This window comes from Bartonella sp. AP88XZML (assembly GCF_042195565.1).
In the GTDB taxonomy this organism is placed as follows: domain Bacteria; phylum Pseudomonadota; class Alphaproteobacteria; order Rhizobiales; family Rhizobiaceae; genus Bartonella.
This window is the reverse complement of sequence record NZ_JBHIOQ010000012.1, coordinates 1-22,970: the sequence shown is the minus strand read 5'-3', so window position 1 is coordinate 22,970 and position 22,970 is coordinate 1. Positions and strand designations below refer to the sequence as shown.

Genomic DNA, 22,970 nt, shown 5'->3' with positions numbered 1-22,970 from the left:
TAAGGTTTTGTCTTCTGTTCGCCTGATATACTTGACATTATCGCTAGTTTTACTTTCTATTGTGGGGATCATACAGCCATCCCCAAGTAAAGCAACGAACTTCTTCAAATGGTTATCACAACATAACAAACAGACGCAACAACCACCGCAAATTATAGAACAAAAAATAGACAAGCCGCAAAAAAAGATCGTAACACAAAAAAATATACAAAAGCTAAAAAATGAGAATGCAAAGCGCATTCTTGTCATAGGGGATTTTACAGCTTCTGCTGTTGCCGATGCACTTAAGAAGTTTTTTATAAATAATAGCGATATCGTTATCATGAACAACACAATGCCAGCTTCCGGCTTAGTTCGAACGGATTATTATTCTTGGCAAAGCAATATTTCTAAACTCATTGATCAAAGTAACCCCGATGTTATTATCATGATGATCGGTGCAAATGATAATCAACCAATCACAGACTCTTATAGCACAATTAACACAGATCAATCAGAATGGATGCACATCTACAAACAAAGAATTATCGAAATTGCTGAAAGTCTTCATGCCTCTAGAAAATCATGGATATGGATAAGTCAACCTGCCTTTAGAAATGACCTTTTGACACAAAAAATGAAAATTTTTAATGCGCTCTATAAACAAGAAACAGAAACAGCAGGAGGATATTTCCTCGATATCTGGAGCAGCTTTAGTGATGAAGAAGGAAATTTTTCTTTTTCAGGCTATGATATTAATGGAAAAATAACCAAATTACGCACCAATAATGGCATGCATTTCACCTCTGAAGGAAAGAAAAAACTTGCCTCTTATTTAGAAAAACCATTGAAAAATATTTTAAATTTTTACGCCTTTTCTCATGAAAATCCTTACTCAACCGATCAAGCTATTCAAAAACTTATACAAGAATCAGAGAATAAAGAGCAGAGTAATATTATGCGTCAGCCTCCAATGAGCCTCGATGATATGGCACAACAAAACACTCAGCTTTTAGGCAAACGAAAGTCAAGTTTTATAAAAAAATCATGGTTTCCACCAAACGGGCATCAAAAAGATCGAGCTGATAATTTTTCTTTCCCATAATGTCTCTTTAAAAGACAAATTCTAATTTCCTCCATAAACAAAAAGCGAATAAGGTAAAAAACACTGTTTACAGAGCTATAATGAAGAGAATTTTTGCATAAATCACAACTGCATTTTTCGAATAATATGAAAACGGCATGGTATTAACCATACCGTTATATCTTATAGTCCACGTTTGTTAATCATTGCCTCTGATAAAGGCATCCGTCCCCGAAAAGCTTTATAAAGCTCCTCTGGATCACGACTTCCCCCAGCAGAGTAAATAAAACGTTTCAACTTATCAGCAAGCTCTGAATTAAAAACATTTCCCGTTTCTTCAAAAGCCTGAAAAGCATCAGCATCAAGGACTTCCGACCACATATAAGAATAGTAACCAGCGGCGTAACCATCACCTGAAAATATATGCGTAAAATGTGGAGGACGATGGCGCATAATAATTGTATCAGGCATTTGCAGCTTTTCTAATTCTTGGCGTTCAAACACTGTTGGATCAGTTACCGTTTGTCCTTTATGAAAAGCCATATCTACAAGAGCTGATGAAGTAAATTCAACTGCTGCAAAGCCAGCATTAAATGTCTGTGCTGACAAAACCTTATCCATTAATACTTGCGGCATAGGATGTCCTGTTTTTGCATGCGTAGCATAAGTTTGTAAAATCTCTGGTACAGTTAACCAATGTTCATAAAGTTGAGAAGGCAGCTCAACAAAATCACGCGAAACCGATGTTCCCGATACAGATGGCCATGTGACATCAGAAAGCAAACCATGCAATGCATGCCCAAATTCGTGGAAAAGCGTACGCGCATCATCAAGTGATAAAAGAGCAACCTCCCCTTTAGAAGGTTTAGCAAAATTACAAACATTGTAGATAATAGGCTTTTGTCCGCCATCCAATTTATATTGTGATTGCAAACTACTCATCCACGCACCGGACCGTTTTGAAGAACGTGCAAAATAATCGCCAATGAAATGCCCAAGTAGACTTCCATCAGACTTTTTTACTTCCCATAAACGTGCATCAGGATGCCAAAGTGCAACAGCGTTTTTTTCTTCAAATGTAATGCCAAAGAGTTTTTCTGCTACCCCAAAAGCCGCTTTAATCATACGATCAAGCTGAAAATAATATTTAATCTCAGCGCTATCGAAAGAAAGTTTTTCAGTGCGAAGTTTTTCAGTATAATAACGCCAATCCCAAGCAGCTAAAGATTCATTGCTGCCCTGATTGTTGGCAAAATTTTGTAATTCAATTTGCTCAGTAGAAGCCTTCGCTCTTGCGCGCTCCCATACAGGCATAAGCAAATCCATAACGGAATCAACACTTTTAGCCATAGTATTATCGAGCTTCAAATCTGCGAAAGATTTATATCCCAATAATTTAGCCTGCTCATCTCGAAGCGCAACAATCTCTACAATAATTGTTTTATTATCATTCTTGTTATTATTTTCACCACGTTTAGCCCAAGCTTGGAATGCAACCTCACGCAAATCACGACGATCAGAGAATTTTAAAAAAGGTTCAACAATCGAACGTGCTAGTGTTAATGCATACGCTTCTTCATTACCTCTTTCACACGCAATTTCCTTCATTGAATCAATGAGATCTTTCGGTAAACCAGATAAGTCGGTCTGTTTTAAAAACAGAATCCATTCAGCTTCATCATTTAAGACATTTTGTCCAAAAGTAGCATTTAAAAAAGCAAGTCTTTCATTAATTTCCAAAAGCCGTTTCTTAGCTTTTTCATCGAGTTTTGCCCCATGACAAACAAACTTTTTCCACCATAATTCAAGAACACGTGTTGTTTCACTCTCAAATATGCCCAGCTGCGACTGTTTATAAAGCATATCTATTTTCGCAAATATCCGTGCATCCATCATCATTTTTGAAGAATAACGAGAAAGTTTTACAACGAACTCTTGCTCTAGCTGTTGAATTAATACATTCGTATGAGCACTGGTGCGCAAGAAAAATATTGAACAGACACGATCAAGCGCTTTGCCGCAAAGCTCAAAAGGCTGCAAAAAATTCTCAAGCGTTGGTGGTTCTTGCACCATCGCAATTGCCTCTAGTTCTTCTTCTGCTTCTTGAAGTGCCTGTTCAAAAGCGGGTTTAAAATCTTCATCACTTATAGAAGAAAAATCAGGAAGACCTGAAAATCCCTTCCAGTCCAGCACTGCTGCTTTTGTCATAATACTTTATGTCTCCATTATAAATTTAAACTGTAACAATTATCTTTACGACACAAATTGATAACATTTTCGTGAGTTTCTAAACTACCTTTCAAAACGCTATTGAATAAAAAACCTGAAAATCGTAAAGCTCTTCCATTTCAAACCATATTATATTGAAGCAATAAAGATTATTCGCTCGCACATCACAATAGAATTGCATATTAACAAAAACACTTGGAGAAAAGCATAATCTCCACTCTTTCATAAAATATTGCTGTAGATTCTTTTGAAAGTCGCAAACTGCATTAAAGAAATGATGGTAAAATCAGAACTGATTTTTACATTTACGTTTTTATATTATCCTCAAATTAAGCTGTATTCTCGTTTTAGTGATTCAGAAACTTGTTTATAACTTATAATTTACCCTTGACTTTACTTCAAATATTAACAATTGGGAATATAGCTGGGGAGTTTTTTTAAATCTTCCATAAACTTTTGTTTTTATCTCATCTATTATCTAGATTTACAACTCTCCAACTCTTCAGGAGGTACTTTATCATGACTGAAATTAAAACGACCTTCGACTTCAAAAATTTTTCTCCTGAAGCTCTCGCTGAAAAGTTAAAAAATCAGCATTTTGCAGACTCTATTGATATCATCAATGACCTCGATATCATAGAACGTGTAACCATTCTTAGTCTTCTGCCTCTTGATTATGTTATCGAACTTTTTGATAAACCAGAGCTTGAGCAACCTGCTTCTATCCTAGAACTTCTCCCTATAAATCGTGCTATTGAAATTCTTGATGGCATGTCTGCCGATGCTGCTGCAGACGTCTTTCAAGAAATGGATAAAGAAACCCGCACACGACTTTATGCCTTGCTTAACCCCTTAACGCGCGCTGAACTTAAAAAACTTACCAGTTATCCTGATCATACAGCAGGGGCACTGATGACAACAGAATTTATAGCCGTTCCTTCAAACTGGACTATACAAAAAACTTTGGATCACATTCGTGAGGTCGAGCGAACACGTGAAACCGTTTATACCAGCTATGTAATTGACCCTAAAACAGGTATTCTTCTCAAAGCTGTTTCACTGCGTAACCTTATTCTTGCCTCACCTGATGAACAAATTCTTAATGTCCCTACCCATGACTCGCCCATTACAATATCGCCCTTCACACATCATGAAGACATCGCACGCCTTTTCCAGCGCCATGATCTTCTCTCTGTGCCTGTAGTTGATGAAAGTAACCATGTCATTGGCATTGTAACCGTCGATGACGTGCTTGATACTATGGTTGATGAGATGAATGAAGATGCCTATAAATTTGGGGGTATGGAAGCGCTTAATAAGCCCTATATGCAAATTAAGTTTCCTGAAATGATGAAAAAACGCGGCGGATGGCTCGCTTTACTCTTTGTCGGTGAAATGCTGACAGCAAGTGCTATGCAACATTTCGAAACAGAACTCGAAAAAGCGATTATTCTTACACTGTTCATACCTCTCATTATGAGCTCAGGAGGAAATTCCGGCTCACAGGCTACATCTCTTATTATCCGTGCATTGGCTTTACGTGAACTCACGTTGAAAGACTGGTGGAAAGTGTTCATTCGTGAAATTCCAACAGGACTATCTCTTGGTCTCTTACTCGGAATTATTGGCATTACGCGCATTGCTCTTTGGCAACAATTCGGTATCTACGACTATGGGCAACATTGGATTGCTGTTTCGACAACAGTAGGTACAGCTTTAGTCGGAATCGTTACCTTTGGTTCTCTTTCTGGATCTATGCTGCCTTTTATTCTTAAAGGTTTAAAATTTGATCCAGCAAGTGCTTCTGCGCCTTTTGTGGCAACTTTAGTAGATGTCATGGGCATTATAATCTATTTTTCTGTAGCTTCCATCATTTTGTCAGGAACTCTTCTTTAAACATGTAAAGTAAAAACTCTTTCTTCTGGAAAGACTTTGTCATGTAACCTAAGATCTTTCCAGAAGAGAATAAGCTCCATTAATTTATTTTCTAGCGCACCGCTCTATAGACAATTTATTATTTTATTGAATAACAGCTCTGAATATCGTAAATTTGCCTCATCATAAAGCTTCTCATATTAAATGAATCAAAGTTATCTTCTTGCCTGTCACAAACGGGATTGGTGTATAGCTAAAAACTATTCAAGAAAAAAATTAAATACTTCTTATATCCTCTCTCTCGCATCAAAAACTGTTGCAATATTGACAGCTGAGAAAGAATAATAATGATATGCTCAATAGGCTTTATATTTCTTCACAACGGTGTTGATAGTATACTATTCGCGTATATTATATCATTTATGAGCCCTATCATGAAATGGATGTAGTGTACGTTCAAAAATCTCTCTTAAGTACATGAATATGCAACAACAAGTCTAGTCTGTTTAAAGCGTTCTGTTTGGCATGAAAAGCATACTCCTATTAGAGAATGCGATTAACAAAAGTGTGAGGCAATGCACTATCCCCATGGTTTAAAGATATTGCTTAGATGCTTTTGAAATCATAAATTTGGCTTAACGGCAAAGATAAGAATTTTCTTTGGATGCCTTCATATTTTTTCTAAATAAGACTGTATTCCGGTTTCATAAATAAATAAAACAGATATAACTCTTGCCCTAATCTGGCATACAAAAGCTAGAACTTCTTATAAAATGCTTAATCGTCTCAATATTTACCTCAAATACACGGTTGCATTAGATCTGGATTTTGATTGACAAGTTATAGAATAAGAAAAAGCTTTATTTAGAATAAAAATGTTGTAAAGTTGTCAATAAATTGGCTATGGATTGAGAGATATTCCGGATTTTTATCAATCTCTTTGCAAAACAACAACAACAATACCGCTAGCTTTATACTTACTTACTCTTACAAGAATTCATATAAATTTCTTGTGTCATATTGATAAAAATCAAATTGACTGTGATTTTTGAGATAATTCTTAGCTCGAGAATAGAACATACGCACTATAAAAATCCTTTTACGAAGCTTCAGAAATTGAAGCTCAATAGAGCCTTAAAGACTTGGATAAATAGTTTTGCCATAAAAATATTGCCTCCATCTTCCAAAATTATAAAAAAACATGTAAAAGGTTTTCTAATAGTCAGGCAAAGAATGTAAAGACTTTGCCTCAAATGAAATTTCATTAAACGAAAAGAAGAAAATTTATGCAATTGCGTAACATTGCCATCATTGCCCACGTTGACCATGGGAAAACAACGCTTGTAGACGGGCTTCTCAAGCAATCAGGAAACTTCCGTGATAATCAGCGTACAAGCGAACGTATGATGGATTCAAACGATATTGAGAAAGAACGCGGAATTACAATCCTAGCGAAAGTGACATCTGTTGTTTGGAAAGATACTCGAATTAATATTGTTGATACACCAGGACACGCCGACTTTGGTGGAGAAGTTGAACGCATCCTCAATATGGTTGATGGAGCCATTGTACTTGTTGATGCTGCTGAAGGACCAATGCCACAAACAAAATTTGTTGTTGGCAAAGCATTGAAAGTAGGATTGCGCCCTATTGTTGCTATTAATAAAATTGACCGACCGGATGCACGCGTTGATGAAGTCATCAATGAGGTTTTTGACCTTTTCGCTGCTCTTGATGCAACCGATGAACAGCTTGATTTTCCTATTCTTTATGGATCTGGACGCGATGGATGGATGGCTGAAGCCCCTGAAGGACCAAAAGATCAGGGATTAGGTCCTTTATTTGATCTTGTGACGCAGCATGTCCCTTCTCCTAGTGTAGCAGAAGGACCGTTTCGCATGATTGGAACTATTCTTGAAGCGGATCCGTTTTTGGGACGAATTATTACAGGACGGATTCATTCTGGCTCTCTAAAACCCAATCAAAATGTCAAGGTTCTTGGACAAGATGGAAAACTTTTAGAAACTGGGCGTATTTCAAAAATTTTAGCATTTCGTGGCTTAGAACGGCAACCTATTGAAGAAGGAAGTGCTGGTGATATTGTTGCGATTGCAGGTCTACAAAAAGGTACCGTTGCTGATACTTTCTGTGACCCTACTGTCAATGAACCCCTTACTGCCCAACCAATTGATCCTCCTACTGTTACTATGAGTTTTCTCGTCAACGATAGTCCCCTTGCTGGAACTGAAGGCGATAAAGTAACTAGTCGTGTCATTCGTGACCGATTGTTAAAAGAAGCAGAAGGCAATGTTGCTCTTAAAATTGAAGAATCAGCCGATAAAGATTCTTTCTACGTTTCAGGACGAGGAGAATTACAGCTTGCAGTTCTTATTGAAAATATGCGCCGTGAAGGATTTGAGCTTAGTGTTTCACGTCCACGTGTTGTTATGCAAAAAGATGAAAATGGAATAACTCTTGAGCCAATCGAAGAAGTTGTTATCGATGTTGATGAAGAATATTCCGGTACTGTTGTACAAAAAATGTCTGAACGTAAAGGCGAAATGGTGGAGTTACGTCCTTCTGGAGGTAATCGTGTCCGCCTTGTCTTTTATGCACCAACCCGAGGACTCATCGGTTATCAATCTGAACTTTTAACGGACACACGTGGTACAGCAATTATGAATCGCCTTTTCCATGCTTATGAACCTTATAAAGGAGACATTGCTGGTCGTGTTAATGGTGTTATGATTTCAAATGACAACGGTGAATCTGTCGCTTATGCTCTTTTTAATCTTGAAGATCGTGGACCTATGATCATCGATGCGGGTGTGAAAGTCTATCAAGGTATGATTATTGGCATCCACTCACGAGATAATGACTTAGAAGTTAATGTGTTAAAAGGGAAAAAACTCACCAATATGCGCGCTTCCGGAAAAGATGAAGCCGTAAAGCTAACGCCTCCCATTAAAATGACGTTAGAACGCGCCTTATCGTGGATACAAGATGATGAACTTGTGGAAGTAACCCCTAAAAATATTCGTCTCCGCAAACTCTATCTTGATCCTAATGAACGTAAACGTTTTGAAAAAGCACGTGCATCAATTTCAAGTTAATTTCATAATCTCTTTGGTAAAATATTTATAAAATATTTAATTGTATTGAGCCTCACTATATTCCAGAAAGGATGTCTCTATGAATATTAAGGAAATACCCGTAGGCAAAAATCCACCAGAAGATATTAACGTTATTGTGGAAGTCTCCCTTGGTGGTCAACCAATAAAATATGAGATGGATAAAAAGTCGGGTGCATTATTTGTTGACCGTTTTCTTCATACATCAATGGTTTATCCTGGAAATTACGGTTTTGTCCCTCATACGCTTTCAGATGATGGTGATCCTATTGATGTTCTTATCTGTAATACCCGTCCACTTATGCCTGGTTGTGTTATCAATGTTCGCCCCATCGGAGCTCTAATGATGGAAGATGATGGTGGTAAAGATGAAAAAATTATTGCCATTCCCACTACAAAATTAACAAAACGCTATATCAATATTCATGACTATACAGATCTGCCCGAGATTACACTCAAACAAATTGAACATTTCTTCAAGCATTACAAAGATCTGGAACCTGGAAAATGGGCTAAAATTGAAGGATGGCGTGATAAAAACTTTGCTCATGAATTAATTAAGCAAGCTGTTGAGCGCAATAAAAAAGTATAACGATTTTAATAAAATAAAGCCTATAAAAAAATAGGCTTTGTTATTTATTTTTTCTACGAGATGTAATCTCTAAAGGATTGCCATATCTGCTTTAGCTCTTCTAAATGTGTTGAAAAGTAAAGTTGTTTGTAGCGAGATATTGCGCCGCTTTTCAGAGAAATAGAAGAAGATGGGATTTTCCACTGCTTCGCAAGAAATTTAATGAGAGCTTTATTCGCTTTTCCATCTTCAGGAACAGCCCGAAGGCGTATAACCAGATATTGTTTTTCACCATCCCTACATTCAACCCCTATTATTTTGTCAACGGATGATTTAGGAATGAGATATACAAACAAAATCAAGTTATTTTCATCAACTTGATAAAACATGTATTCGCCTCAAGTAATATTTCTATAAATACATGTTTGCGTAAACGCGCCACATGAAAGTACGAATAAAATAAATAATAATAAAAACTATAATAGGTGAAATATCAATTGTTCCAAAATTTGGTAAAATTTGCCGGATACGGCTTAGAATGGGATTTGTAAGACGATATAGAAAGCTTCCTATCAAAACAACAAAGCGATTGCGCGAATTTATGATATTAAAGACATAAAGCCAAGAAAAAATGACACTAGCGATTAAAATATCAATATAAATCTCAAAAATCAAATCAATCGTTCGAAGCAATGCATAAATCATGCGTCATCCCTTTCAATCAAGGAAACAGAAGAGCGTATAGAAAACCTTCATTAAAGCAGGTCTGTGTATCAAAAAATGGTTTTATATTTCAATACTCTTTTTTCTTGAATAAAAACCAGACATCTAAATTCTTCATCTCTCTATTTAATGACGATGCAGTTAGAAAACAAATATCAAAATTAAAAATAGCACATAAAATAGAAGAAACAGCAAAAAATCTGAATATTCCTTAATAGGATTAATCTTAAATCTCATCGTTTTAATTATTAATTATAAAAAACAAACAAACTAAAAGCGGCCTTTTAAAGTCCGCTTTTAGTTTTAAAATTATTTCTGCAAAGCAGTCAAACGATTAAGAGCACTGCTAAAACCATCTAGCTGAACAAATAAATCATTCAAAGCTGGTTCACCTGCAGCAGCAATTGTCATCGCCAACTTTAACTTTTTTCCAGAACGTAAAGCTGCTACGTGATTTTTGTCAAAAACGACAGGAACTACACAACCTGCTGGTACACAAGTCCGGATACCGGTTTCGATAACAGCTTTTCCCTCATCAACTTGTAAACGAACAGGCTTAGAAACCAAAATGCCAAAAGGAACTGTTAAATTACCAGATACAACACCCTCAGCATCGAGAGTAAGTCCCATAGCCACAACAACACGCCCCTGCTCATTCACTTCTTGACGGTGCATAAAACAAATTCTTTTCCCTTCTTGTATACCACAGTTAATAGTCCACAAACCGTAGGTTTCAGTCAAAGAAGAAGCTCCATTTGGCAATGTCGCTGCCGCATCTTTTGATGCAGGAGGCTTTGAACTTGTTGCAAATGCAACAGATGAAATACTCAAGAGAGTAAAAACTATAAGTAAATTAAATAACTTTTTCATTTTATATTCCTGTTCTTTACATAAAAGATAAACATGTTTATTATTTATTATAATATAAAGCATCTTAATAAAAAAAGCTTTCTCATAATCATATAGCTTTTATAATGGTCTAAGGCTACCTCGAAATTCGCTGACAATTTTCGTATAAACGTGCTTTTTAAAAGAAACAGCAATCAACGGAAGGGTTTCTAGATCAATCCATTTCCATTGATCGAATTCTGCTTTATTGCCATCTGGTGGCGGATTAATCGCAATTTCAGAAAGCTTTCCTGTAAACTGGAAAGCAAACCATTTTTGTATTTGCCCACGATATTTATTTGTTAATGTGCACCCAATAAGTTCTTGTGGAAAATCATAATGGAACCAATTTTGTGCTTCTTTAATCAACTTTACAGATCGAATACCCGTTTCTTCATAAAGTTCACGATATGCCGCATCTAATGGTTTTTCATCTTCATCAATCCCTCCTTGAGGAAGCTGCCAACGATGAGATATGTCAATATCTGCATCTGCATGAATGGGCATCATTAAACGACGCCCAACCCACACTTTCCCCTCATGATTAAAGACAACAATCCCAACACATTTGCGATATGGAAGAATCTTCAAATTAATATCTGCATCCATTTAATATTCCTCAAAATCGCAAGCTATAGATATCAATTCTCACTTTAACACATCCTTATTGGGATCTGGTGGAAATGCTGCATTTGCCATTTCACCTCGTAACAGTTTATAGGCCTCATTCAATTGAATATCATCTTTAGGGTCTTTGGGAACAAAAGCAGCTGAACCAGATCCTTTATTACTTTCTCGTTTTCCTTTGATATGTCCTTTTAATGCAGACTCACCAACTTTTACATCATAACCTTTATATTTTTCAGGAAGTGGTTGCTCTACAATAATATCAGGCGTAATCCCTGTTCCTTGAATAGAAGTGCCTGATGGCGTGTAATAAAGTGCTGTTGTTAAGCGTAAAGCCCCATTTTCACCCAAAGGAATAATTGTTTGAACAGATCCTTTACCAAAAGACTGCGTCCCTAAAATTGTTGCACGACGATGATCTTGCAATGCACCCGCAACAATTTCAGAAGCACTTGCTGAACCACCATTAATAAGAACAATGAGCGGTTTTCCATTGATGACATCACCTGGCTTCGCATCAAATCTTGTCACATCACTCTTTTTGCGCCCACGAGTCGACACAATTTCACCTTTATTGAGAAAAGCACTCGAAACATTAACAGCTTGATCTAAAAGCCCACCCGGATTAAGCCGCAAATCAAGGACGTAACCTTTTAGCTTATCTTCAGGAATTTTAGATTGGATATCTTTAATTGCCGCTAGAAGATTATTTAATGTCTGTTCAGAAAACTGGATAACTCTTAAATATCCAATATCACCCTCAACCCGATATTTCACCGCTTTTACTTTGATAATATCACGAACAATCTTCACTTCAAATGGCTTATCAACGCCAGAACGAATAATTGTTAAGGTAATTGGTGTTCCAGGAGCACCTCGCATCTTATTAACAGCTTCATTCAATGTTTGACCATTCGTTTGTACATCATCAATTTTTGAAATAAGGTCTCCTGCTAGAATACCTGCTTTTGAAGCGGGAGTATCATCCATTGGTGAAACAACTTTAATTAAGTTTTTTTCCATAGTGACCTCAATACCAAGACCTCCGAACTCTCCTTTCGTAGAATCCCGCATATCCTTGGCTTCTTCAGCATTCAAATAAGATGAATGAGGGTCCAGTGATGTGAGCATGCCATTGATAGCATTTTCAATAAGCTTTTTATCATCTGGAACTGTAACGTATTGCATACGCACACGCTCAAAAACATCGCCAAATATAGCTAGCTTTTTATATGCATTATCTTCATTATTCGCAGCAACAGACTGCACCATAATCATTGAACAGGCGCCGAGCAATACCCCAGCGACCAAAAGAATAACTTTACGAATCATTTTGGCTCCTTCTTATTTTTTCAGTCTGCCACCAAGGAGTTGGATTTACAGGTTTTCCCTGCTTTCTAAACTCAATGTAAAGCATTGGAGAAGTTTTTCCTATATCCAATGCAACACTGTTTGAAATAAATTGCATCTCCATTATACCCAGAGGCTCACCTGAAAGAACAAACTGCCCCTGTTTTACATTAATTCTCGACATTCCAGTAAAAATGATATGATAACCATTTCCAACATTGAGAATGATTAAATGTCCGTAAGAACGAAATGGCCCAGCAAAAGCAACAAAAGCATCCACAGGTGAAATAACAACAGCTCCTGACTCTGTTTCTATCGTTTCACCAAAGCGCGTAATCTGCGAACTTTTGTTAGAGTGATGTATTCTTTTTCCTGAAACAGGAAAAAGTAAAGAACCTTTTCGGCTTTCAAAATTGGACTGTTCTAACAATTGTAAACTTTTCCGTACCTGTACTGATGCATCAGAGCTAAGTTTTGACTGACGATCGAGCTCTAAAATCAATTCTTCCAAAGACTGCGCTTTTTTAGCAAGAGCAATATTTTTTTGTTGCTGTTCTGTAAGTTCTTTTTCTGATTTTTTTTGTAGTTTGTTTTTTTGGTCTAATAAAAGCTCTAGACGTTTTCGCTGCTCTGCTTGATTTTGCAGTTTTGTCTTTAATGCCGTATATTCCGTAGTAATGGAATTACTCAAATTGGTCAACTCCTTGAGTTCCCCTTTTAAATCTCGTGTTTTCTCTTGCATCTGAGGAATAACAGTACCTAATAAAACAGAACTACGTATAGAAGCCAACGCGTCTTCTGGCTGTATCATAAGAGCAGGAGGCGGATTCAATCCCATACGTTCCAAAATTGCAAGAACTTCCGCAAATTCAGCACGACGATTTTTTAAACTTTGATAGACTTGTACCCGCTTTTCTATCATTTTTTTAAGCTTTTCTTCCCTTTTAGCAATATCATCTGCTACTATACGTTCTTCTTTAGCCGCCTTTATGAGTGCATCACTCAAAACACGTTGATCTTTTTTTAAATGCTCAACTTGATGCATAAGAAAAGTAACACGCTCACGCGAAAGTGAAATATTTTGGCGAATTTCTCCCAATTCTTTATGTACTTCCGTACTCCTCATTTCTTCCGCATGCGATACAGAAAAGCAAAAAAACATACTCAAGAGCAGAATGACAAATATGACGCACTCCTCATATAAATATAGCATCTTTCTATGAAGAAGCTTTTTCATTTGCAAAAACCATGACACCTCATCGTATACATTAGAGATGCTTTAAATGGTGTCAGCTAAAACAATATTAATAAACATATAAATAAGTGCTAAAAATTGAACAAAAATATTAAAAACGATGATACGGATGATTATTTTCAATTGTTACAGCGCGGTAAAGTTGTTCTGTAAGAAGAATACGTGCAATTTGATGTGGCCACGTCATCAAACCAAAAGATAAAAGAAAATCAGCACGCTTCCTTATTTGTTCATTATGCCCATCAGGTCCTCCCAAAGCGATGACGACATCTCGAATGCCCTCATCACGATAACACCTCAATTTTTCAGAAAAAGAAGTTGAAGAAATCGATTCTCCACGCTCATCTAACACAATTAATCGACATTTTTCAGGTAAAAATTCAATAAGTTTTCTCCCCTCTTCATCCATACGTTGACAAACTGTTTGAGCACGACTTTCTGGTATCTCTTGTAACTTTTTTAAATGCAAGCCTACATCTCCAGAAATTTTAGAAAAACGATCCAAATAATGCTGAACTAATTTTTGCTCCGCCCCACTTTTCATACGACCAACCGCAAAAACAGAAATTTGCATTTTAATGATCTCCGAAGAGAAGCAAAGCCGTATCGTTTAAATCCGGCGTCATCCATATTTTTTCTAAATTATAAAAAAGACGAATTTCTGGACGAAAAAGATGAATGATAATATCACCTGTATCAATCAATACCCAGTCACCTCCAGCAAGCCCTTCTACACGCGCAAGCCCCTGCCCACTATCTTTCCAAGTATGTAATAAATGATCAGCAACAGACGATACATGACGCTGCGAATTTGCTGAAGCTATGACCATATAATCAGCCAAAGATGACTTCCCTCGAATATCAATAGCAACAATATCTTCTGCTTTTGTATCTTCTAAACTCTTGAGAATAACTTCAAGACTCTCACTCACAGAAAAAACTTTTTTTTCTTTTGAAGGCATAATATTGTAAGAGTGTTTGTGTGCAACGTTTTTCAGATCAATATCCTTTCTTATCGTTGTGGAATCTAAAAAAGAGACTTCTCTAAAGAGAAGCAGAATCTTATGAAATGTTCAAGAAAAATCATTCTTCTTCAAACGAAGGTTTGTTGAAGACTGAAAAGATAAAGGTCCATGCAAATAAGTCCAAACTGGTGGCTTGATAAAAGGTAATCGCTTACTTTCTCTCTCATCCAAACGAAAACGGCGATAAATATGTGCCATAGGAGAAGAAAGTGCTGACCGATTTCCTAAAGGACGATCAATAATCGCAATAGGAAGCATAGAGACGATATCATGCCATCGATACCAATGATGTATCGTCGCAAAACTATCTGCCCCCATAATCCATACAAAATTTACGCCACTGTAATGGGTAAGAATATGAAAAATCGTATCTACTGATACTTTACTCCCTATAGCCTGTTCAAAACCTGTTAAGCAAATTTTTGGATGGTCAATAAGTTTAAAACTTAATTGCATTCTCTCCTCTAAAGAGAGCAACTGTGTACAATCCTTTAAAGGATTTCCTGGAGTGATCATCCACCATAACTGATCAAGATGCAAACGCCGAATGGCAATTTTTGCAACAAGAAGATGCCCCGCATGCGGTGGATTAAAGGAACCACCAAAAAGACCCACAACATTAGATCTTTCAACATGTGGCATACAATTTTTCCATGGAAAAAATAATGTTCTCAAGCTCTAACCTGACCATTTCCTTTAACGTGATATTGAAATGATGTTAGCTGTTCAACACCTATGGGACCACGTGCATGCATTTTTCCTGTTGCGATACCAATTTCCATTCCAAAACCAAATTCACCTCCATCAGCAAATTGTGTAGATGCATTGTGCAGCAAAATAGCTGAATCTAAATGATTAAAAAAATTCTTCACCACTTCCAAATCCTCAGCAATAATCGATTCCGTATGTCCTGATGAATAACGCTTGATATGAGCAATGGCTCCCTCAACACCCTCAACTGTTTTAACAGAAAGAATAGCATCAAGATATTCATGCGACCAATCTTCTTCAGAAGCTAATTTGACATCTGGTATAAGAAAAACAATATCTTCTGTGGCGCGAATTTCACATCCCTTCTCCTGTAAAGCAGTTAAAACAGGAAGAAACTTTTTTAATGCTTGGCTGTCAATGAGAACTGTCTCAACAGCACCGCATATCCCTGTTCGCCGCAGCTTTGCATTTAAAACAATATTGCGTGCCATATCTAAATCTGCCGATTTATCAATATAAATATGACAAAGTCCCTCCAAATGAGCAAAAATTGGAACACGTGCATCAGACTGAACGCGGGCAACAAGGCTCTTTCCACCACGTGGTACGATCACATCAATCGCTCCATCCAATCCTTTGAGCATTTCCCCAACGGCAGCACGATCTGTCGTTCCAACCATTTGGATAGCATCTTTGGGTAAACCAGAGCGCTCTAAACCTTGTACCAAAGCTAAATGAAGAGCATGAGAAGAATGAAAGCTATCCGAACCACCGCGCAAAATCGCAGCATTACCTGCTTTTAAGCACAAAGAACTCGCATCAACTGTAACATTGGGACGACTTTCATAAATAATGCCAATCACACCAAGAGGTGTTCGTACACGACTTATATGAAGCCCATTTGGACGTTTCCACGCACTCATAACCTGTCCAACAGGATCAGATAAACGAGCAACTTGACGAACACTGTCTATCATTGCACGTAAACGCAAGTCATCTAATTTTAGCCGATCAATCATTGCAGCTTTCAAATTATTCTGAGCAGCATTCTCTAAATCTTGACAATTCGCCCGTAAAATTTTATCTGACTGAGCCTCTAGACTTAAAGCGATCATTTCTAATGCATTATTCTTTTGCTCAGAAGAAGCAACGGCCAACGCTGCAGCGGCATAGCGTGCTTTTTGTCCCATATCTTTCATTTGTTCTTCTAAAGTCATCGTATTATCCACTCTGCGAAAACAATAAAAACAAAAGTAACTTTTTTAAACAGAATTGATCAAGCAACGTACAATCATATCATTACGATGCACCATAGCAGAGCGCGCCTCATACCCAAGAATAGCTTCAATTTCTTCACTTTTATGTCCTATAATGCGTACAGCCTCATCTTTGTCATAGCTTACAAGTCCACGCGCAATCTCAACCCCATCTGTACCAACAATTGCAACCGTATCCCCACGCTGGAAATTTCCCTCAACGCCAATAACCCCTGCTGCTAATAACGATTTTCCTGTTTCAAGAGCCCTAATGGCTCCTTGATCAATCGTCAAAACACCAGATGGATCTAAATGACCAGAAATCCATGTTTTCCAAGCATTGACAGATTTCTTACTTGCCGCAAAAAAACTCTTGCGTTCACCTTTGTCAATTGCAGCAAGAGGATTCATACGCTTGCCTGAGGTGATAATCATCGCCGTTCCAGCAGCATTAGCTATTTTTCCGGCTTCAAGCTTAGTCTTCATTCCTCCCCGTGAAAACTCTGAAGCAGCAACATCTGCCATTTTTTCGATATCATGCGTAATGGATGCAACAAAAGGTATAAATTCAGCCGTAGGATCACTATGGGGAGACTTTGTATAAAGACCATCAATATCAGATAAAAGTATTAAAAGATCTGCCCCCATCATTGTTGCCACACGTGCAGCTAAACGATCATTATCACCATAACGAATTTCATTTGTCGCAACAGTATCATTCTCATTAATAACAGGTACTGCTCTAAAACGTAAAAGTACATTAATCGTTGCACGTGCATTGAGATAACGCCTTCGCTCTTCCGTATCAAATAAAGTGAGCAAAATTTGGCCTGTTTTGAGCCCATGTTGAGCAAGCGCATCACCATAGGTTTTAGCTAACTCAATTTGCCCCAAAGCAGCACATGCCTGGCTTTCTTCCAATTTCAAAGCCCCCTTAGGAAGCTGTAGCAATGTCCTTCCTAAAGCAATAGCACCTGAAGACACCAACAATATCTCTACACCTTTTTTGTGCAATTCAACAACATCACTAATCAAGCTTTTAAGCCATTCAACCCGTAAACCTGCCTGAGGATCAACCAAAAGGGCAGATCCAATCTTGACCACAATACGTTTATAGTGTGTAAGTTTTTGCGATCCAACAGCCATCTCAATCAACCTTGCTATCCCCACTAATCTCCTCTTTGCGTGACATTTCAATAATATGTGCACCAGCACGCAGCACATTTTCTAAACCTTCGCGGCTAACGGCAGAAAACATCATAACAGGTTGATCCGCAGCTCTTTGCAAAGCTTCCTGTTTCGTTTTACGCTCTTCAATCGTTAGCGTATCTATCTGGCTTAAAGCAATAATTTCAGTTTTATCACTTAGATTATTTCCATATGCCTCAAGTTCACGACGCACAATTTGATATGCTTTTGCAACATCTTCTTCTTGAGCAGAAATCAAATGAAGGAGGACACGACAACGTTCCACATGTCCTAAAAAACGGTCTCCAATTCCCACCCCTTCATGGGCTCCTTCGATTAACCCCGGAATATCAGCCAAAACAAATTCACGACCATCAATTCGTACAACACCAAGATGAGGATGTAGAGTAGTAAAAGGATAATCTGCAACTTTTGGCTTTGCCGCCGTTACAGAAGCTAAAAAAGTTGATTTTCCGGCATTTGGTAAACCAACAAGCCCCGCATCAGCAATTAACTTCAAACGAAGCCATATTGCACGCTCTTCTCCAGCCAAACCTGGATTTGCACGACGCGGTGCCCGATTTGTCGATGTTGTAAAGTGAAGATTGCCAAAACCGCCATTCCCTCCTTTTGCAAGGCGATAGCGCTGTCCCACTTCCGTTAAATCACATATTAACGTTGTATTATCTTCTTCAAAAATTTGCGTCCCAACCGGAACTTTAAGGATGACATCATCACCCTTCTCACCCGTCATATTACGCCCCTTGCCATGTCCCCCTGTTTTTGCTTTAAAATGCTGTTGGTAGCGATAATCAATCAGCGTGTTAAGCCCATCAACAACAAGAGCCCAGACATCACCACCCCGTCCTCCATTCCCTCCATCAGTCCCCCCAAATTCTATGAATTTTTCACGGCGAAATGATACTGCTCCAGAACCTCCATTACCAGAACGAATATAAACTTTAGCTTGATCAAGAAATTTCATTGGAAACACTCACTGAGGAATCAATCTCTCTACCTCTATAGGCAATACATTAATTTTACCAGTTTTTCATCATTGATAACAGAAAAACTGTCGCTATCGCTGATAACTCTTTGAGAAAAAAATCATCACATTTAAATAGGTTAAGTAAAGTTAAGTCTTCTTAAAAGAAGGTGCTATTCTTGTATTTTTTCCCTTAAATTCAAGCGCTAGAAGATAAAGCTCTACTGATTCTGATCGGCTTGCGGGTGGTTTAACATGGTAGACTTTTTTAAAATGCTGTTTTAATCTTGCAAGAAGAGTGTTTTCTGCTCCCCCTTGAAAAGCCTTTACTAAAAAATATCCCCCAGGCTTGAGAACCGAAAGAGCAAAATCAGCCGCAACTTCACATAAATAAATCGTTCTTAAATGATCCGTCTGACGATGACCTGTTGTTGGCGCTGCCATATCAGAAAGAACCACATCCGGTTTTGTCCCTAAAGTTTCAATTAATTTCTGCTGTGCATCTGTATGCAAAAAATCCATTTCCAACATGGCAACTCTAGGTAATGGATCAACATGTAAATAATCAATACCAACAACGCTAGGATCTTCATCACTTGACCCTACTATACGCTCAGCCACTTGACACCACCCCCCAGGTGCTGCTCCTAGATCAATAACCTTTTGACCTTTTTTCAAAAACCTATAGCGCTCATTAATTTCAATGAGTTTATAAGCCGCACGCGAACGATAACCATCTACTTTTGATTGATGGACATAAGGATCATTCAGATGCCTCTCTAACCATCGTCGTGATGAAGCTTTAATGGTTCCTGCTTTCTTTTTTACGCGCTGATATAATTCATGTGACCCTGAGCCTCCATAGCCACCTCTCGGTGTTTTTGTTATTTTTTTCATCGTTATTCATTGTCTCCATATTTAATTCTCTAACGCTTGAAATCTCTGCTCTTTCTATGACGACACCATACTCCATCGCGTAACATCAGCTCTATCAAAATTCCTTCCCTTAATCCACGATCAGCAACTCTTAAACGCTGACTTGGCCAAACTTCCCGAATAACATCTAAAATTGCACAACCAGCTAAAACTAAATCTGCTCTCTCGCGTCCAATAAAAGGACTTATGACACGTTTTTCTATATCCCATGATAATAGGCGTTGTGTCATAAGTGTAATGTCTGCATCATTCATCCAAATGCCATCCACTTTTTTCCTATCATAACGCTCTAAATTAAGATACATTCCTGCTAAAGTTGTAACCGTACCGGAGGTTCCCAAAAGATGAAACTTCGAACCTTGTGCTAACTCTCCTAATTTATGACGATCTGAAAAATTATTTAATAACCCTCGCACATAACTTTTCATTTTTTCAAAATCGTCTAAGCTAATATCATTCCCTCCAAAACGTTCAGCAAGCGTAACAACACCAACAGGAAGAGAAGTCCAAGCGATAATTTGTCGAGCTAAACGAAAAGAACGCTTTTGAGAAACATCAAGTAGCACAATTTCTGATGATCCTCCTCCAATATCAAAAAGCACAATTGCGTCAGTATTTGGTTCAACAAGTGTACTACACCCTGTAACAGCAAAACGCGCTTCTGTTTGCTGATCAACAATTTCCAATTCAAGACCTGTCTCCTCCAAAACACGCTGAATAAAATGTCTACCATTTTCTGCAGAACGACAAGCTTCCGTTGCAATCAAGCGATAACGCTTAATATGCCTTTGTTTTAGCTTTAAATGACAAATCTTTAATGCTTCAATCGCACGATCCATAGCTTGTGTATTAAGAAAACCGTTATTTATTAAACCTTCTCCCAATCGTACAATACGAGAAAAAGCATCAACAACACGAAAATATCCAGGTTTACTGGGAGATGCGATAAGAAGACGACAATTATTTGTTCCGAGATCAAGTGCCGCATAAAGAGGTGGAGATTTTACTGGATGGAACCGTCGAAGAAAAGGTGCTTTGAGTTTTTTTGTTTTTTGAGCACCTATCATTATCTGACTATGAAACTCAAAAGCTGCCTCAGATTGAACAAAAATCTGTTTCTGTTCATAATGTTTTTTTCTCTGTTGTCTCTTTATATCAACAAGGATAGAGTATGCCTCTGTTCGTGACAATGCAGAATGATTATTTGTATTACTACCGCACTGATCATACAACTGATCTGCTTTGGTATCGTATATTTCTCCTCGTTTCAATTCTTTTGAACCATAATTTAACGGGGTCATTTCCCTTATCCCTTGAGCGTTTCCCCCAATAAATAAACGCGAAAACTCTTCTGCTCATTTCTAAATAAAGCAATAATGCAGCATCAAATGATAAATACAAGAAATCACTCTTTCTTTTCCTATCATTAAAATTTTCTACACTAGCATCATTCAGATTTTTATATAATCTTTTGGTTGTTTCCGTAAAATCATGTTTCTCTTTATGAACTTAAAACTATAAATTAATCGTTTACGTTCACATCAATTTTTATAAATTATGCTCTTTTCTTTATACCATTTACACGGAGCACACCTCTATTGTAACAAACCTACACTATCATACTATTTACTGACTCTTAAGGTTACAACAACCTATACATTAGTACGGTTTATAAGAAAAATTTTTTTAATCTCGTTATCCACACACGAGCCTCGTTTGTTATATGCAATGAAATGGCTTTGATTATGCTGAAATAAAAGTTCTGTAGTACCACAAACTGCAATTACAATAGCTGTTATTTTGTGAATACCAATAAAAACTATCGTTCAAAAAAATCTCTAGAATTATAAATTTATCTGAAAAATATTAATGCATAATCAGACCGCTTTAAAAATCCATTTGAAGCTTAAAAAAAGAATTTAGTCTACTCATTATTGTAAGGAATAAATCGAGTATTTCTAATCTTTTTTACTTTTAATAAATAACGAAATAACTCTTTAAGCTTTATGGAAAATACTAACTTGATTTTCTATTACATATAAAGAACCTATTGTATCTTTACATTCATAAAACTCTCACTCTTTCCAATAAGTCACCTCGATATCATATTATATAAAAATTATTACTTATTTGACCTTATAATTTACACTCAAAAATATAATACAACGATTTATGAAAAAATGAATCTTATTAAAAAGACTCGATGGATTCTAAGGACGTAAAGAATTAAGTGCCGCATTTAACCCTTTAAATGGTACAGTAAAAGAAAATACCTTTCCTTCTTTAATTTTATAGGAAATACGTACCTTATTGTTCTGCTCTATTTGTCTAGTCAAAACCGGACCTACAGGTGATTGTGCCAAACAAACCGTTTCATTACATTGCGTATAATGAATAAGAACAGGTTTTTTGACATCTTTTACAAACATTTGAATCGGAACATTTATATCAGAATTTGGCAATGTTCGAAAAAGCATCACTGCTTGACCACTTGTCGTAGAAACAAGAGACCAACTAAAAATGGTATTTCCTTCTTGATCATGAACCGTCTGTGTCACATTACATATACCTTGCTTATGTTTCAGCTTTTGTTTTTCGTCACAAATCAAAGTCCAATCATAAAACTGCATAATAATTCGACGTGTTTCGCCAGGTTCTCCCTTAGGTATCGATAAGCGCGGTGGATGCACTGTATAAATATTATTGTTCTCGTTGGCAAAGCTTTCGCTCTTGCCTATTAAGGCAAGAGCAAACAGAACCTTTACTAACATACTTCTCGTTTTTACAATAACAGCTATTTTTTCTATTATCATCTCAACCTCAGAGTAATTCCAGCGCCTATTCCCCAATGACCTCCAGCACTTGTCACAGATACATTCGAGCGAATATTTCCATCTTCAGATGTATAACCAGCACCAATAGCAAATGCAGATTGACTGCGCCATAAACCACTCCCAAATGAAACACTTAAAGATCCTGGTATATCATAGTAACGTAAGTTGGACACCGCTAGACCAATAGCAGCAGCTTGTCTTGCTTCCTTGCGAACATCCTCAATAGCATAATTCAATGTCTCAAACTTCATATCCGTATACGAATTAGCCTCATTAACTCCATCTTTTACAATATGAGAAACTTTCTCATCCGTATACTTATT

Annotated in this window: 21 protein-coding genes; 4 read left to right on the top strand and 17 right to left on the bottom strand. The window is 37.2% G+C overall.

What is annotated here, in order from left to right; all coding sequences use genetic code 11:
* The first annotated feature begins 7 nt into the window (after positions 1–7).
* Positions 8–1,084 carry an SGNH family hydrolase gene (locus ACFIK2_RS00740; protein ID WP_375676791.1) on the top strand — a complete coding sequence of 359 codons (1,077 nt, stop codon included), beginning with the start codon at positions 8–10 and terminating at the stop codon, positions 1,082–1,084.
* Between the two features lie 162 nt (positions 1,085–1,246).
* Here ACFIK2_RS00740 and ACFIK2_RS00735 read toward each other — a convergent pair whose 3' ends face one another.
* Positions 1,247–3,271, bottom strand: a complete 2,025-nt coding sequence (locus tag ACFIK2_RS00735) for a M3 family metallopeptidase (protein WP_375676790.1) — start codon at positions 3,269–3,271, stop codon at positions 1,247–1,249.
* 540 nt (positions 3,272–3,811) lie between these two features.
* Between ACFIK2_RS00735 and mgtE the strand changes: the two genes are divergently transcribed.
* The 3 genes from mgtE (at position 3,812) to ppa (ending at position 8,890) form a co-directional block, all read left to right on the top strand.
* Positions 3,812–5,188, top strand: a complete 1,377-nt coding sequence (gene mgtE / locus ACFIK2_RS00730) for a magnesium transporter (protein WP_375676789.1) — start codon at positions 3,812–3,814, stop codon at positions 5,186–5,188.
* 1,265 nt (positions 5,189–6,453) lie between these two features.
* The gene (typA, locus tag ACFIK2_RS00725; protein WP_375633913.1) at positions 6,454–8,280 is read left to right on the top strand and encodes a translational GTPase TypA; all 1,827 of its coding nucleotides are present in this window, start codon (positions 6,454–6,456) and stop codon (positions 8,278–8,280) included.
* Positions 8,281–8,359: 79 nt separating this feature from the next.
* Positions 8,360–8,890, top strand: a complete 531-nt coding sequence (gene ppa, locus ACFIK2_RS00720) for an inorganic diphosphatase (RefSeq protein ID WP_375633911.1) — start codon at positions 8,360–8,362, stop codon at positions 8,888–8,890.
* Positions 8,891–8,943: 53 nt separating this feature from the next.
* On the opposite strand, the gene ACFIK2_RS00715 is transcribed toward ppa, so the two are convergent.
* The 16 genes from ACFIK2_RS00715 to ACFIK2_RS00640 form a co-directional block, all read right to left on the bottom strand.
* Positions 8,944–9,258: a DUF167 domain-containing protein gene (locus ACFIK2_RS00715; RefSeq protein ID WP_375618079.1), complete on the bottom strand. Its 315-nt coding sequence runs from the start codon at positions 9,256–9,258 to the stop codon at positions 8,944–8,946.
* 22 nt (positions 9,259–9,280) lie between these two features.
* On the bottom strand, positions 9,281–9,574 hold the full coding sequence (locus ACFIK2_RS00710; protein WP_375633909.1) for a YggT family protein: 294 nt from the start codon (positions 9,572–9,574) through the stop codon (positions 9,281–9,283).
* Positions 9,575–9,901: 327 nt separating this feature from the next.
* Positions 9,902–10,462, bottom strand: a complete 561-nt coding sequence (locus ACFIK2_RS00705; RefSeq protein ID WP_375633907.1) for an invasion associated locus B family protein — start codon at positions 10,460–10,462, stop codon at positions 9,902–9,904.
* A gap of 99 nt (positions 10,463–10,561) precedes the next feature.
* Positions 10,562–11,089, bottom strand: a complete 528-nt coding sequence (locus ACFIK2_RS00700; RefSeq protein WP_375633905.1) for an RNA pyrophosphohydrolase — start codon at positions 11,087–11,089, stop codon at positions 10,562–10,564.
* A gap of 39 nt (positions 11,090–11,128) precedes the next feature.
* Complete coding sequence (locus ACFIK2_RS00695; RefSeq protein WP_273790634.1) at positions 11,129–12,439, bottom strand: S41 family peptidase; 1,311 nt, start codon at positions 12,437–12,439, stop codon at positions 11,129–11,131.
* Positions 12,429–13,670 (bottom strand): murein hydrolase activator EnvC family protein, encoded by a 1,242-nt coding sequence (locus tag ACFIK2_RS00690; RefSeq protein ID WP_375634022.1) that lies wholly within the window; start codon positions 13,668–13,670, stop codon positions 12,429–12,431. The genes ACFIK2_RS00695 and ACFIK2_RS00690 overlap by 11 nt, the downstream gene beginning before the upstream one ends.
* Before the next feature lie 133 nt (positions 13,671–13,803).
* A complete protein-coding gene (gene rlmH / locus ACFIK2_RS00685; protein WP_375633903.1) occupies positions 13,804–14,286 on the bottom strand; it encodes a 23S rRNA (pseudouridine(1915)-N(3))-methyltransferase RlmH in 483 nt (160 codons plus the stop codon).
* Position 14,287: 1 nt separating this feature from the next.
* Entirely contained in the window at positions 14,288–14,674 is a 387-nt protein-coding gene (gene rsfS / locus ACFIK2_RS00680) for a ribosome silencing factor (RefSeq protein ID WP_375610572.1), read from the bottom strand.
* Between the two features lie 111 nt (positions 14,675–14,785).
* On the bottom strand, positions 14,786–15,379 hold the full coding sequence (locus ACFIK2_RS00675; protein ID WP_375633902.1) for a nicotinate-nucleotide adenylyltransferase: 594 nt from the start codon (positions 15,377–15,379) through the stop codon (positions 14,786–14,788).
* A 29-nt stretch (positions 15,380–15,408) separates the two neighbouring features.
* Complete coding sequence (locus ACFIK2_RS00670) at positions 15,409–16,665, bottom strand: glutamate-5-semialdehyde dehydrogenase (RefSeq protein WP_375633900.1); 1,257 nt, start codon at positions 16,663–16,665, stop codon at positions 15,409–15,411.
* 45 nt (positions 16,666–16,710) lie between these two features.
* Complete coding sequence (proB, locus tag ACFIK2_RS00665; protein ID WP_375633898.1) at positions 16,711–17,850, bottom strand: glutamate 5-kinase; 1,140 nt, start codon at positions 17,848–17,850, stop codon at positions 16,711–16,713.
* Position 17,851: 1 nt separating this feature from the next.
* A complete protein-coding gene (obgE, locus tag ACFIK2_RS00660) occupies positions 17,852–18,877 on the bottom strand; it encodes a GTPase ObgE (protein ID WP_375633896.1) in 1,026 nt (341 codons plus the stop codon).
* A 150-nt stretch (positions 18,878–19,027) separates the two neighbouring features.
* The gene (locus ACFIK2_RS00655) at positions 19,028–19,774 is read right to left on the bottom strand and encodes an RlmE family RNA methyltransferase (RefSeq protein WP_375634604.1); all 747 of its coding nucleotides are present in this window, start codon (positions 19,772–19,774) and stop codon (positions 19,028–19,030) included.
* Between the two features lie 29 nt (positions 19,775–19,803).
* Entirely contained in the window at positions 19,804–21,114 is a 1,311-nt protein-coding gene (locus tag ACFIK2_RS00650) for a Ppx/GppA phosphatase family protein (protein WP_375633894.1), read from the bottom strand.
* A gap of 909 nt (positions 21,115–22,023) precedes the next feature.
* Positions 22,024–22,626: an invasion associated locus B family protein gene (locus ACFIK2_RS00645; RefSeq protein WP_375633892.1), complete on the bottom strand. Its 603-nt coding sequence runs from the start codon at positions 22,624–22,626 to the stop codon at positions 22,024–22,026.
* The coding region (locus ACFIK2_RS00640; protein WP_375676788.1) for a YadA-like family protein at positions 22,623–22,970 on the bottom strand (348 nt) is incomplete at its 5' end. The genes ACFIK2_RS00640 and ACFIK2_RS00645, both read right to left, overlap by 4 nt.